Here is a 14113-nt window from a genome sequence, read left to right on the forward strand (position 1 = left end):
GATTCGGTTTTTGCTTAAAATAATCCTTCAATTTTTAAGTCAGGTTATCTCGTGGAATCATTCTGGATTTTAGGCTCAATTGCTGTTGCCCTGATGTTAGGTGCAATGAGTCCCGGGCCGACTTCTATTTATGTGGCAAAAAATTCAATTGCGATTTCACGTAAACATGGTTTATTTACTGCACTGGGGACTGGTCTAGGTGCAGCAATTTTCGGTTTGCTGGCAGTACTGGGTTTGCAGGCATTTTTGCTGGCTGTGCCGTCGGCTTATCTGGCCTTAAAAATTTGTGGGGGGCTATATTTACTTTGGCTGGCTTTTAAAATTATTAAGCATGCCAAAGATCCGATTGAGGCAGATTCGAGCATTACCAAACAGATGTCTTTACGTCGCGCTTTTACCACAGGTTTAATCACGCAGTTGTCGAATCCAAAAATTGCGATTGTGTTGGCCAGTATTTTTACCGCCTTATTACCAAAAGAAATTCCGAACTATTTCTATTTTGCTTTGCCCATTTTATGTTTTTTTATTGATGCTGGCTGGTGCTCACTGGTGGCCATTGCACTTTCTGCTGAAAAGCCGCGCCGTGTGTATTTAAAGTTTAAGGCATTGTTTGATCGGGCAGCAGGTGCGGTGATGACCGTGCTCGGATTAAAACTTATTTTCGGGATGAAATAGTTTCAACACTTGAAGTCATCATCCTTGGAAAGTGATCATTCTTACTAGCTTTCCAAGGGACAGCTGATCATTTGAACTTAATCTTTAAAATGCACGGGAATCCATTGATAGCTTTTAGCATCTTTAGAATAAACATGCCCAATTCCCGGAAATGGTAAATGTGGTGCTGCCACCGTCTGGCCATTCTTTGCATATTCCGCAAAATACTTTAAGCGGGTTTCAACCGCTTTTTTCGGATCGATATCAAAATCTATAGCTGTCTGTGGACGATCAAACTGAATGGTATGGGAATGTACAATATCCCCAATAAATATCATTTCCTGACCTTGTGATTTTAAGCTAAAACCAAAATGTCCCGGTGTATGCCCAGCTGAACTGATCACATCAAAACCATTGATTTTATCGCTAGTCTTAAAGGTCTTTAACTGACCTTTGGCCTGATAAGGTGCGATGGCTTTCTTGATTTTATCGACTGTACCCAAAAAACCGGCCTGTTTTGCTTTTGGTAATTTTTCTACACTTTTAGGATTCATCCAGAAATCCAGTTCGGCTCGCGATACATAAATATTCGCATTGGCAAAATTGGCAACGCCGTTATTACTGATGCCGCAAACATGATCAGGATGTAAATGCGTTAATAAGATCGTATTGACTTGCTCAGGCTTTTGTCCAGATGCCTGTAAATTTGAATAAATAGACCCAAAGTTTGGCCCATTACAGCTAGAAGCACCGCTATCCACCAAGACCAGTTCTTTGCCTGTATTTACCAGGAAAGCATTGACGGAGGTCTGGATGCCTTTGCTTTGGTCAACATAATATTTTTTTAAAATCTGATTCACTTCTGCTTCAGGAATATCCTTAAACAAGGCTTTGGCTAAATAATTGGTGCCATCCAGCAGGGCAGTAATCTGGTAATCTCCAAAGCTGTATTGATAATATCCGGGAACCTGTTTTTGTTGTTCTAAAGTGGAAGGCGTTTGTGCGTGTGTTGGGGAAATACCTGCCAATGAACCTAAAGCAAGGAGTGATCCGACAAGAGAAGAGCTGAGGTATTTCATGGCTATTCTTATGTAATTAAAGTCAACTCTATGTATTAGCATGGATATTGATAAAAAAGAATATGAATATATTTACTATTTTTTTAAATCGAAATGGCGATTTAGCATCTGTACTAAAAATTCAGTGTGAATCTGTATATTGATTTTTTGAAAGTAAAGAATGTGTTTTTTGTAAAAATATTATTATAAATAAAATGCTTAGATGTATTTCACTTTTTATTAAAAGCTCGTTAACATAGGGTATTACGAACAAGCTTTGGGTGTCGCGATGAGTTTTTGGAAAAGAAAAAACAATGCCAGCTTTGTATTTTTCATTATTACCTTATATTCACTACTTGGTTTTGGACTGGGCTATGTGATTTGGGAATTTGTGTTGCAAGGCTAAGTGACCCAGCAATAAAAAAGCCTCTAGAGATAGAGGCTTTTTTATGTATTGATTAAGCCTTAAAGCATAGATGGATTGAGATAGTTTGTTCCATCAAGTAGTGCAATGATTTGGTGGTGGTAGTAACCAGCAACTTGTTTTTTTAGGGGATTAATTCGGTTTCTTGAGCTTGGGGTAGAGCTATAAATAAGCTAAGCGTTAATGCTGTTATGACGATTTTTTGATTGAATATTTTTTTAAGAATTAGCATATCAGGACTTTACTCAGTGTTTTTATAATTATTTTATAGAAAAAATCCTGTTATTACCAAGTTTTACTCGGTTATACAGGTGTATTTATTGACTATAAAGAAGAGTAAAGTTAATTATTTAAATGAATAAAAATTATAAAAAAATATTGTTAATTTGTTTATTATGTGGAGATATTGTTTATTTATTGTTAAGATTATTTTGAATTAATAAAAATTTTTTTAAGTCACAAGGATTAATATTTTGAAAAAACAGCACTCGTTTGTTCTTTAACCTGCTTAGCTTTAACAGCGTGTTCAACAACTGAAACCTCAAAAACAATACAAGCACCGTAAGTAACAGCTGCAACCGCACAAGTAAAATATACGGGCGCTAAAACTGCAGTTTCTATTGGGAAATTTGATAACCGTTCAAGTTATATGCGCGGGATTTTTTCTGACAATGTAGATCGTCTGGGGGGCAAGCAAAAACAATTTTAGAAACTCATTTGCAGCAAACGGGTTATTTCTCTGTTTTAAATCGTGATAATTTATCTGAATTGCAACAAGAAGCAGGATTTGGAAAATCAACACAATCAATTAAAGGCGCACGTTTTTTACTAACAGGGGATGTTTCTGAATTTGGTCGTAAAGAAGTAGGTGATCACCAATTATTTGGTGTATTAGGTCGTGGTAAAACGCAAATCGCTTATGCAAAAGTTAATCTTAATGTAGTTGATGTAAAAACTGCAGAAGTGGTTCACTCAGTACAAGGTGCAGGTGAGTATGCGTTAAGTGAGCGTGAAGTGCTTGGTTTTGGTTCGACCGCATCTTATGACTCAACATTAAACGGTAAGGTTTTAGATTTAGCTGTACGTGAAGCAGTGAATAATCTTGTGCTTGATTTACAGACTGGTAAATGGTCAAACAAGTAATAGGATTATTCTGTGAAAAATATTTTTTTATTACTTGGTGCTGTGATGTCACTAAGTTTGGTTGGTTGTGCAAGTGGTCCTAAATCTTTATATAGTTGGGGTACATATCCGCAACAAACTTATTTGTTGTTAAGTGTTCCTGAAAAAACCTCTCCTCAAGAGCAGATTGCTAAACTTGAAAAAGATATAGAGAAGGCTAAAGCTAAAAATGCGGCTGTGCCCCCGGGTTTATATGCACATTTAGGGCTATTAAATTTAAATCTTAATAATGGCCCACGAGCAGTAGAGTATTTTGAGTTAGAGTGTCAGGTTTATCCAGAATCAACTGTTTTGATGGATCGTTTACTGAAAAAAATGACAAGTCAAACTATTATTGCAGGAGCGAAAAAATGAAACAGTTAAAACATTTATTCGCTTTAGTTGCAGTAACATTGTTAGTTACAGGTTGTGCAGTAGCCCCTAAAAATACGCGTGATTTAAGCAGCTACACCGCGCATATGCCAAAGTCTATTTTGGTGATGCCACCTGTGAATGAATCTCCTGATACACGTGCAATTTATAGTTATTGGTCAACAGTAACTGTTCCTGTTGCAGAGGCAGGTTATTACGTTTTCCCTATTAGCGTTGTCGATACGATGTTTAAGGAAAATGGTATTTATAACGGTTCTGATGCTCAAACAGTAAGCACTCAAAAGCTACAAGAGATTTTTGGCGCTGATGCTGCTTTGTATGTGAAAGTAAAAGAGTATGGTTCGAAGTATCAAGTGATTCAAACGGTAGCTACGGTAGCTGTAGAAGCTAAATTGGTTGATTTAAAAACTGGTCAACTTCTTTGGGAAGGTTCAGAAAAGCAGATCCTTGCTAACAGCAATAATAATGCTGGTTTAGTGGGTATGTTGGTTGGTGCTTTGGTGGATCAAATCTCGAATCATTTAAGTGATAAGGCGTATGTACTATCAGGTACGGTAAGTCAATTGTTGTATTCGCCACGGTTGAATCAGCAAAAAGGTTTGTTATATGGACCAAGATCTCCGAATTTTTCACAGAATTCGATAAGTCCTCAGCAGTAAAAAATCCCCTCAATTGAGGGGATTTTTATATTTAGGTCTAAAAATTAAGACACTTTATCACCCGGTTTAGCACCAGATTCAGGTGAAATCACCCAAACGCCGTTGCCATTACCCGCTGCCAACACCATACCGTTAGAAATACCAAAACGCATCTTACGTGGCGCAAGGTTAGCCACCATCACCACCAATTTACCTTTTAGGTCTTCAGGTTGGTAGAACTCACGAATACCGCTAAACACATTACGTGGTTCAGCTTCACCAACATTCAAAGTCAACTGAAGCAACTTGTCAGAACCTTCAACTATAGCTGCTTCAAGAACTTCAGCCACACGTAGGTCAACTTTCATAAAGTCTTCGATGCCAATAATTTCAGCTTCACCGACTTTAGGTTCAGCTTTCTTCTCGACCTTCTTCTCTTTTTTCTTTTCAGCTTTAGCTGGTTCAACAGCAGGAGCAGCTAAAGAATCTTTAGATGCATCGACCATGGCAGCAACCGCTTTTGGATCTACACGTTGCATCAATGGTTGGAACAATGCAATTTCATGACCCAGCAGAATCGTTTCACGAGAAGCGAAGTTGAAAGATTCTAATTGCAAGAAATCTTGAACTTGTTGCGCCAGTGTTGGCAACACCGGAGCCAAATAAACAGCCAATTGACGGAACAGGTTAATACCGACAGAACATACGTCATGTACTTGTTGTTCCTGGCCTTCCTGCTTCGCCAGCGCCCAAGGCTTTTTCTCATCGATATATTGATTGGCTTTATCTGCAAGTGCCATGATTTCACGAATTGCAGCAGAGAACTCACGTGACTCATATTGCGCTGCGATTGAATCACCCGCATCAATGAAGCTTTGAACCAATTCAGGCTCTGCACAAGTTGCAGATAATTTATTGTCAAATTTAGTATTGATGAACTTCGCACAACGGCTGGCAATGTTGACCACTTTACCAACCAAGTCAGAATTTACTTTTTGCACGAAGTCATCCAGATTCAAGTCCGAATCTTCAACTTTGTCAGAAAGTTTAGAAGCAAAGTAATAACGTAAATATTCTGGGTTTAAATGCTCTAAATAGGTTTCAGCTTTAATGAAGGTACCACGAGATTTTGACATCTTTTGGCCATTTACGGTCAAGAAACCATTCACGAATAAACCTGATGGCGTACGGTAGTTAGCACCTTCTAGCATTGCCGGCCAGAACAGCGCATGGAAATACACAATGTCTTTACCAATGAAGTGATACACCTCATTTTTAGAATCTTTTTTCCAGTAGTCATCAAAGCTTAAATCAGGACGTTTGGTTTTGATATAGTTTTCAAAACTCGACATGTAGCCAATTGGCGCATCGACCCACACGTAAAAGTATTTGTTGGGTGCGTCTGGAATTTCAAAACCGAAATATGGCGCATCACGCGAAATATCCCAATCATTCAGGCCATTTTCAAACCATTCATCTAACTTGTTGGCAATCGAGACCGGTAAGCGGCCTTCATCACGTGTCCATTTTTGCAGGTATTCACCAAAATTCGGCAACTTAAAGAAGTAATGGTCAGATGATCTTTCGACGGGTGTTGCACCACTTAAAGTCGAATGTGGGTTCAATAATTCGGTTGCATTATAAGTTGCACCGCAAACTTCACATGAATCGCCATATTGATCTTCTACTTTACATTTCGGGCAGGTGCCTTTAATGAAACGGTCGGAGAGGAACATGCCTTTTTCAGGATCGAAAAGCTGGGTGACAGGACGAACCGCGATATTGCCGGCATCACGGTTTTTGAGATAGATTTCAGATGCACGTGCACGGTTGGTATCGCTATGGGTAGAATCATAATGATCGAAGTGCACCGCAAAACCGTCAAAATCACGGATATGTTCTTTTTGCACGTTGGCAATTTGTGCTTCCGGTGAAATTCCGTTGGCTTCAGCACGTAACATGATGGCTGTGCCGTGAGCATCGTCCGCGCAGACATAAGTCACATCATGACCCATTGCACGCATCGCACGTACCCAAATATCAGCTTGGATATAACCGAGTAGGTGACCCATATGAATCGGGCCATTGGCGTATGGAAGGGCGTTAGTGACTAAGATATTACGCACGGATATGACTCTCTCATTCGTATATTATGCAAGGTGGATGATTTTACCTGATGCAGGTCCGAATACAAAGCAATCCTTTAAGCGAATCAATTCCATTTCACCGCGAATTCGTGTCGAAAGGTCTTTGTATTTACAGAATGTCTTGGAAATGTAGATTTCCCTATATTGCGTTGCCAATAACAGTGATAATAGGCCATTGATCTAAAAGCTTTGAGCTAGAAAACCATGATTGACGAAGATGATTTTGATTTTGACCAACCTGTCACGCGTATTAAACAAAATGCAGCGAGTCAAAAACAGTTGGGCAGTCAGATTTTAAAAGATGCAGAAGCTTATCTTGAAGACATCTCGGCAGATGAACATACACTTTTAATCAAAAACTTATCGGGTTTAGTCGCGCAAGATGCTTATTTCCAAGTGCTGGCAGATCAGCTCGATCAACCGATTGGCGCGAAGTTTGCCAATGATGCTTTAAATTTGATGCATTTTTGGCCGGCCATTCACCAGTTTGAAGATATTGAGCAATTTAAGCTGCTCGATATGATCAATAGCGAATATTTCCAGACTGAAATGCTGAAAGCCTTTGATGCCTTAGAGATTGATGAAGACATCAAAGCCAAGCGCCGTTTGGTGCTGCTTGAAAGCTTGAAAATGTACAAACTTGGCTTTTACAGCGGTTGTATTCCAAATGTTTATGCGCAGCTCGAAGGTATTTTGACAGATATCCTGATCAAAGCAGGCTTCTTAAAGCAAAATGGCACCAAGTTTGTCGATGTCTATAAAATCGTACCGGGTTTAAAAGGCAATGAAATTAAAAGCCTGTGGCATAAGTCTAAAATTGCGATTGAACTGAATCCGTATTTTGCTGAACTTGCTGCCTATAAAATGGATTCAAGCTCGAATGTGACCATGAGCCGTCATAACATGCTACATGGCACAGATGTCGACAACTTCAATCAAGCACGCAGCTTCATTCTGTTGATCTGGTTGTTCTCTGCGCTCAGCTTTATGAGCACCTTGCGTGTCTGACTTGAAATAATATCTCCTGATGCATTTGCATCCTATAAACATCTGCTGTGAATTGGCAACACTGATTCTTTGGCTTTGGAAACTATGCTATAACGGCATTTGAATGAGAAGCCAAAGAAAATGTGCTGACAGGTTTACCAAGCCAGACTTTGTCGAAACCCCAAGTAATCGATGGACTTGAATCGCCAGAATCCAAAAGAGTTGGATTATTCATCTTTGCAATACTGATTGGGCGCAGCTCATGCTACAGACTGCAAACAATAGCAACAACATGTACAGGCTTTGTTGCAGTTTGCTTACTGCGCCCGATTTGCTCCACACTTTGTGCTAGAAAATGGCTGATTGTTTATATGATATGCCTAAGGAGGGTACCTCATGACTCAGCAGAACCAGAGCAATAGTTCAAAGCAAAATCAAGACAAAGAACAACATGAGAAACAATTAAATCAGAAAGCCAAAGAAGAGCAAAAGCAAAACCAGAATGACCAGAAGCACAATCAGTCGCATGATACACAAGACACAAAGCCACACCAGACTGATGAAAATTCTGATAGTAAACAAAACTCTAAAGATACAGGTACTGACTCGGAATCGAAGGATGAAGACTCTAAAGAGCAGCCATCTGATCAAAAAAATGATTCAAAAGACGGGCAGTCAGACAACAAAACCGAAAGCTTTAAGATGGATGATTTAAAAGCGAAGGCAATTGCGATTGGTGAGGAGCTATTACAAAAAGGCGAAAAACTTCTGAATGAGCTAAAACATGGCAAGTCCAACGGCCAGAAAAATGATGATCAAGGTTCAGATGACGCAAAAAAGGCAAAAGCTGATCATAGCACTGAAGATAAATCATCGAATCAGTCAGATAAACAAAATGCTAAAGAAGCTCAGACCGATCAACAGGCAAGCATGGCCAATTTAAAAGATGAGGCTGTACATAAGTTTGAAGATACAAAACAGAAGATTACTGAGTTAGTCAGTGAAGCCTCTACCAAGCTGGGTGAGCTGAAACAGATGGCGGCTGATAGCATGAATAAAATGAAAGAAAATCAATCTCAGGGCAATGATTCTGATCAGCAAAAAGATGCCAAAGCTCAAAATTCAGAATCGAAATCAGGTCAGTCTGACAAGAGTGAATCTAAAGAAGATCAGGATAAAAATGCCAAGGATCAGCAGCACAAGTCTGAAAATAATAAAAATCATAAATAGACTGTGATTATTGTAGAGCCACTTTAATCAAAGAAGGTTAAAGTGGCTTGCTACACCTAAAATCAATAAAAATTCTTTTCACATCAAAAAGAATCCAGTTGGCTTTACTTTGATTGATTCACTTTTAGCATGCCTATCCGCTACAATCCAACAAAACCAAGTAAAATGGTTGGAAATTGCAGATATCTCCTCGATCTTCTCGGCAGAGTGCTTAACCTTAAGCGAAAACCCCGTTAAACTATGCCATTCGGATATCTATCTATAGTTTTGGAGTAACCTATGTCGTGGCTTTCTTCGCTCAAATCGGTCTTTTCACCTTCGCAGGAGGTGAACGAAGAAGCTGTGCAAAAAGTATTGCAAAACTATCTGTTGCCAAATTCAAATGATCCGCTCAAACAGCGTATTACTCAGGCCAATGTTCAAGCTGAGATCCTACAAATCACCTTAAATACTTATCCTGAAGAAAAACAAGATCTGCAACAAATCCATGATGAACTGGCGCAAGCTTTGCAAAAATGTGGTATTCAAGAACTGAATATGCATGTGATTCAGCAAAAAACTGGGCCTAAAAGTCATAAATCGGATGGCTGCGGGCATAAGCATGCCAAAGGTGAAAGCTGTTCCAGTCAGCCTAAAGCAGAAGCAAAACCCAATCTTCCCCCTGTGGTGGATGCCTCCGCCCAGCCTGCAAAACAAGAAGAAGCTGATCCCAATAATCCACCGATTCAAAAAGCTGCACCTCAGCAACGTGATGTACCAAAACATCCACGTATTCAAAATGTGATTCTGGTGTCATCCGGCAAGGGCGGTGTAGGTAAATCGACGACTACAGTGAATCTGGCACTGGCTCTGCAAAAATTAGGCTTAAAGGTCGGTGTGCTGGATGCCGATATTTATGGTCCGAGTATTCCGACCATGCTCGGTAATGCGGGCAAAACGCCGATGATCGAAGCGGAACAGTTTGTCCCTATCGAAGCCTATGGAATGGCAGTGTTATCGATTGGCCATTTAACTGGTGATCACAATACTCCAGTGGCTTGGCGTGGACCGAAAGCCACCGGTGCATTGATGCAATTATTTAACCAGACCTTATGGCCAGATCTTGATGTTCTGATGATTGATATGCCACCCGGTACAGGGGATATCCAGTTGACGTTGGCACAGCGCATTCCGGTAACCGGGGCAGTGATTGTCACCACACCACAAAACGTGGCCCTACTCGATGCGACCAAAGGCATTGAACTGTTTAACCGTGTGCAAATTCCGATCATGGGCGTGATTGAAAATATGTCGACCCATATCTGTTCAAATTGTGGTTTTGAAGAACAGATTTTTGGCACAGGCGGTGGAGATAAACTGTCTGAGCAATATCATATTCCATTATTGGGTCGCTTACCTTTAGATGCTGAAATTCGTGAAAATGCCGATGCTGGCACACCTTCAGTCATTGCCGGAGATGATGCAGCCGAAAGCTATATGCTGATTGCAGAAAAAATTGCAGCGCAGCTACCTAAGGCCGAAAAAGATCAGAGCCGAATTTTCTAATTGACCCATTAAATAGAGAGTTCACATATTTAAGCCCTAATTCAAGTTAGGGCTTTTTTATTAATAATTCACGGAAATAAACAGCTTTAAATTAAGAAAATTGACTGAAATGACTGTTGCGTATTGGTTCCCAAAATGGTTTCAAGTGATTGAATTAAATTGATTTAATTCAGTGTGAATTCTGATTATATGTTCTCTTACAATTATTTTTTTGCAGCATTGACCGAACTATTTTATGCTACGCGGATTAGAGCGAGGTCAAACTATGATTTCATGGTTTTTTATTGGTTTAGTGGCAACCATTCTTTTAACACCAGGCCCAACCAATACCTTATTGGCATCTTCAGGCATACAGGTCGGATTTAAAAAAACATTTCGTTTAATTCCTGCTGAAGCCTTTGGCTATCTGATTGCCATTAGCTTTTGGGGCATTCTGATCGGAAAAATTTCCGTTCATCTTCCGCTTTTGCCGACCATTCTCAAGCTGTTTAGTGCCGGCTATATCCTTTTTCTGGCTGTGAAATTATGGCGCACGGCAGAACTCAGTGAAAATTTTGAAAATGTCTCGATTCGTGCACGAGAACTATTTCTGGCAACCTTGTTAAATCCTAAAGCACTTTTATTTGCTTCAGCGATCTTTCCGGTGATTGTCTGGAAAAGCAGTCAGCACTATGTGACTCATATGTTAGTATTCCTGGTTTTGCTGATTCCGATTGCATTCTTCTGGACTTTCCTCGGCTCAATACTGGCTAGAAAAAACAGTCGCTGGCTCAATCAAAAAAACCTGCAAAAAACCGCATCACTGGTGTTAATGAGCTTTTCGATTCCTTTAAGCTATTCTGCACTTTTAAGTTTATAAGCTGATATCCATCAGCAATTTTTTATCCACTTTGGCTGCAAGCACTTCACTTATTTTCATTGAGGGCAATTTCAGTTAAAGTACGTCGCAATAACTTGTTCTTAAGATTTTTGGATTATATCAATGGCAATTAAGTCTGATCGTTGGATTCGCGAAATGAGCGAAAAACACGGCATGATTGAACCGTATGCAGAAAACCAGGTACGTTTGGATGAAAATGGTCAAAAGCTGATTTCGTATGGCGTATCGAGCTATGGTTATGACGTGCGTTGTGCACGGGAATTTAAAGTATTTACCAATGTGCATTCTGCAATTGTCGATCCGAAGAACTTTGATGAACGCAGCTTTATTGATATTGAATCGGATGTTTGTATTATTCCACCGAACTCATTTGCATTGGCCCGTACCATCGAGTATTTCCGTATTCCACGTAATGTACTGACGGTTTGCCTGGGCAAGTCGACTTATGCGCGTTGTGGCATCATTGTCAACGTCACTCCGCTTGAGCCAGAGTGGGAAGGTCATGTAACTTTAGAGTTCTCGAATACCACCAACCTTCCTGCGCGTATTTATGCAGGGGAAGGCGTCGCACAAATGCTATTTTTTGAGTCTGATGAAGTGTGTGAAACCTCATATAAAGATCGTGGCGGAAAATATCAAGGTCAAACTGGCGTTACTTTGCCGAAGACCTAAGTAGTTTAAGATATTGAATAACGGGACTATATGTCCCGTTTATTTTTTTGAGATTTTCATTCATCGGAAACTCAGGTTTTTGCTTCAATTGACTTTGGCATCTGTATTAAAAGTCAGCATAATAGATTCCGAATAACCATAAAAAAGATGCAATGCATCATAAAAAACAAAATGTAGCGGCTGGGAAGCTGAAACATAAAGATGCGGAGCATCGGATAAAAAGGAAAGAGTGAGATGACTCAGATAAAAGATATATTTAAATTTCGCAAAAATTATTTAGCAATGACAATTGGTTTAATCCTGTTGCCTTCTGCGCATGCGATGCAGGAATTATCGGATTCTTCTCTTTCTGACACCACCGGTGAGGGTGTTGCGCTCGTCCTTGATGATTTTAAAATGGTATTTCAAGGTCCCAAGGATCTTTCTGCTGGCTCTAGTTATGCTCCAGGTATTGAAAATCCTGGACAGGCAGATACTGGTTTTATCCGGATTATTCCAACGGGTGAAAACTATGAGCAGCTAGGTGAGCGTACCTATAATAAAGTTTATAAAAGCTCGTATGATAATAATGTTCTGCAAGGCAAAATAGATAAAGGATATAACACGCTATATACCTCTACCTACAGTTCAATTTACGATACGAATTACACAAGCCTATACAGCACCTATACCCAGCCTATTCCTGCAAAATTGCAGGCTGAACGTACCAAGCTAAACGATGAAATTCCAGCCCGTTATTTTAATTCAGATGCAATTATTCAACGCTATTTTAATGAACGACACGCTTATTATCTTAGAGGTACTAACCGTAGAAGGTTAACGAATGATGGAACAACATCATATACTACGCGACCAGTGAGTGAGGATCCTACAGGGATCTTAGATTATGCTGAAAAAGCCTTGGAATATGCCACTACAAATGCCTATGAAATGATTCAGTTGTTATATGGTGGTCGTGCGGGTGAAGCGAATGCAAATTTAACCAATTCTACATTTTATAAAAGTTTGACTGGTTTTACGCGTAACAATGTTATTGGGCCAGAAATTACTACTTTAGTGCAACGATTAAGTGATGCCTCATATGCGGCAGCAGATATTCGTGCAAAATTTGAAGCAGGTCAAATTGCAGAAGCAGAAGCGAAAAGACAAACAGAAGCGCTTTATGCCAGCATTCTGAGTGATGCGAAAACTGCGGCTTTGTTAGAGGCGAAAAACACGCCAGTCAGTTCTTTAAGAACCAAAGCAGATGTATTTATTTATGGTCTGGCATTATCGAAAAGTGATGACTCGCTGAGTACACGATATAGCAATCAGGGCTTTAGCTGGGGATCGGCAGATAATCCCTGGTTATTCCGTGCGGGTACTGAGAATGTCAAACAGTTTAAGGACGTTGCTAAAAACGTAGGCTATATCGCTTTAGAAGCTCCATTAAGCCCGATTACTGGGGTCGAGAGTGATAATAATATTAAGCTGGGCTTCTGGAGTGATATTTTTGCGCGCGCGCTTAACTCCTTCAATGTCGTCAATCCCATAACAGGTGGGCCAACCTCAGGGCTTGATATGGATTACCGGCTAAGAACCCAATTTGTTGCCAATGGTCTGAGTTTTAATGGTTCGCAAGTTCGTTTGTTTCAAACCTTAGAATCTGACAATAAGGATTACGACCAAACATTAGGTATGGCAAGTCTAATTCGACTAAATACCAATGACCAGCCAGAAAATTTAAGCAGTAGTGATACTAATCTCAATAGTAAAGGTATTCGTCTCAGTACTGCAGCAAGAACGAATGCACTTGATGGTGATGGTCCAACCCCGGCCTTGAACGGGAGTGTTGCTCCCATATTTCATGATTCTGAGGGTTTATATTTATATAGCCCAAATATTAACCTGGTATTGGGGAATATGTACCAGCCTTTCGTAGTTGGTTCAGAAGGTAATAATATTATTTTAGAAGTGACACGTATTCCCGATATTCCTGCTATTTATAATCAAATCTATCAGAATTATGGAGGCGGACTGGGAACAACAGATTTAAACGGTTCAACCTGTAATGTCTATAGTTGTGGTACACCGATTAAAAATAATGCTTCAGATACTGCCGCACTTTATCAAGGGCGTAATGCAACTCATAGCAGCATTTCAATAGGGACTACAGAGCGTATTCCAGGAACAAATTTGCTGCGCGCTAAGGATGGTGTCAACTCAACCGGAGTGGTATTTAAAAGTGTTGATGGCTCAAGTAAAAACTTTGGTTCGGCAGTCATTGATGGCGTGCTGATTCAGCATCTAAAAATAAAAACCACAGGTCTATAAGGGAGTACAAA

General features: G+C 39.9%; 12 protein-coding genes and 1 pseudogene. 11 read left to right on the forward strand and 2 right to left on the reverse strand.

Going from position 1 to position 14113, the window contains the following annotated elements; all coding sequences use genetic code 11:
* Nucleotides 1–51: 51 nt before the first annotated feature.
* Entirely contained in the window at nt 52–675 is a 624-nt protein-coding gene (locus FTU40_RS06840) for a LysE family translocator (protein WP_100329141.1), read from the forward strand.
* Between the two features lie 77 nt (nt 676–752).
* Here the strand turns inward: FTU40_RS06840 and FTU40_RS06845 are convergent, their stop codons facing one another.
* Nucleotides 753–1733 carry an MBL fold metallo-hydrolase gene (locus FTU40_RS06845; RefSeq protein WP_180040241.1) on the reverse strand — a complete coding sequence of 327 codons (981 nt, stop codon included), beginning with the start codon at nt 1731–1733 and terminating at the stop codon, nt 753–755.
* 268 nt (nt 1734–2001) lie between these two features.
* Between FTU40_RS06845 and FTU40_RS15375 the strand changes: the two genes are divergently transcribed.
* The 4 genes and pseudogenes from FTU40_RS15375 to FTU40_RS06860 all read left to right on the forward strand — a co-directional run bounded on the left by FTU40_RS15375 (nt 2002) and on the right by FTU40_RS06860 (nt 4349).
* On the forward strand, nt 2002–2118 hold the full coding sequence (locus tag FTU40_RS15375; RefSeq protein WP_086044934.1) for a hypothetical protein: 117 nt from the start codon (nt 2002–2004) through the stop codon (nt 2116–2118).
* A 532-nt stretch (nt 2119–2650) separates the two neighbouring features.
* Nucleotides 2651–3279 (forward strand): annotated as a pseudogene (locus tag FTU40_RS06850) (CsgG/HfaB family protein); the annotation flags it as partial.
* Nucleotides 3280–3324: 45 nt separating this feature from the next.
* Nucleotides 3325–3672: a DUF4810 domain-containing protein gene (locus FTU40_RS06855; protein WP_218951638.1), complete on the forward strand. Its 348-nt coding sequence runs from the start codon at nt 3325–3327 to the stop codon at nt 3670–3672.
* Nucleotides 3669–4349, forward strand: a complete 681-nt coding sequence (locus FTU40_RS06860) for a GNA1162 family protein (protein ID WP_005097867.1) — start codon at nt 3669–3671, stop codon at nt 4347–4349. The genes FTU40_RS06855 and FTU40_RS06860 overlap by 4 nt, the downstream gene beginning before the upstream one ends.
* 44 nt (nt 4350–4393) lie before the next feature.
* Here the strand turns inward: FTU40_RS06860 and metG are convergent, their stop codons facing one another.
* A complete protein-coding gene (gene metG, locus FTU40_RS06865) occupies nt 4394–6454 on the reverse strand; it encodes a methionine--tRNA ligase (RefSeq protein ID WP_180040245.1) in 2061 nt (686 codons plus the stop codon).
* Between the two features lie 225 nt (nt 6455–6679).
* Between metG and FTU40_RS06870 the strand changes: the two genes are divergently transcribed.
* The 6 genes from FTU40_RS06870 (at nt 6680) to FTU40_RS06895 (ending at nt 14102) form a co-directional block, all read left to right on the forward strand.
* Entirely contained in the window at nt 6680–7483 is an 804-nt protein-coding gene (locus FTU40_RS06870) for a hypothetical protein (RefSeq protein WP_100329138.1), read from the forward strand.
* Nucleotides 7484–7858: 375 nt separating this feature from the next.
* Nucleotides 7859–8692, forward strand: coding sequence for a hypothetical protein (locus FTU40_RS06875; protein ID WP_180040247.1), 834 nt, complete (start codon nt 7859–7861; stop codon nt 8690–8692).
* Nucleotides 8693–8971: 279 nt separating this feature from the next.
* Entirely contained in the window at nt 8972–10237 is a 1266-nt protein-coding gene (gene apbC, locus FTU40_RS06880) for an iron-sulfur cluster carrier protein ApbC (protein ID WP_180040249.1), read from the forward strand.
* A 265-nt stretch (nt 10238–10502) separates the two neighbouring features.
* Nucleotides 10503–11096 (forward strand): LysE family translocator, encoded by a 594-nt coding sequence (locus FTU40_RS06885; RefSeq protein ID WP_100329137.1) that lies wholly within the window; start codon nt 10503–10505, stop codon nt 11094–11096.
* Between the two features lie 123 nt (nt 11097–11219).
* The gene (gene dcd / locus FTU40_RS06890) at nt 11220–11789 is read left to right on the forward strand and encodes a dCTP deaminase (protein WP_004280726.1); all 570 of its coding nucleotides are present in this window, start codon (nt 11220–11222) and stop codon (nt 11787–11789) included.
* A gap of 234 nt (nt 11790–12023) precedes the next feature.
* Nucleotides 12024–14102: a hypothetical protein gene (locus FTU40_RS06895; protein WP_180040251.1), complete on the forward strand. Its 2079-nt coding sequence runs from the start codon at nt 12024–12026 to the stop codon at nt 14100–14102.
* Nucleotides 14103–14113: the final 11 nt, after the last annotated feature.

It is taken from the genome of Acinetobacter sp. YH12100 (assembly GCF_013419135.1).
In the GTDB taxonomy this organism is placed as follows: domain Bacteria; phylum Pseudomonadota; class Gammaproteobacteria; order Pseudomonadales; family Moraxellaceae; genus Acinetobacter; species Acinetobacter pseudolwoffii.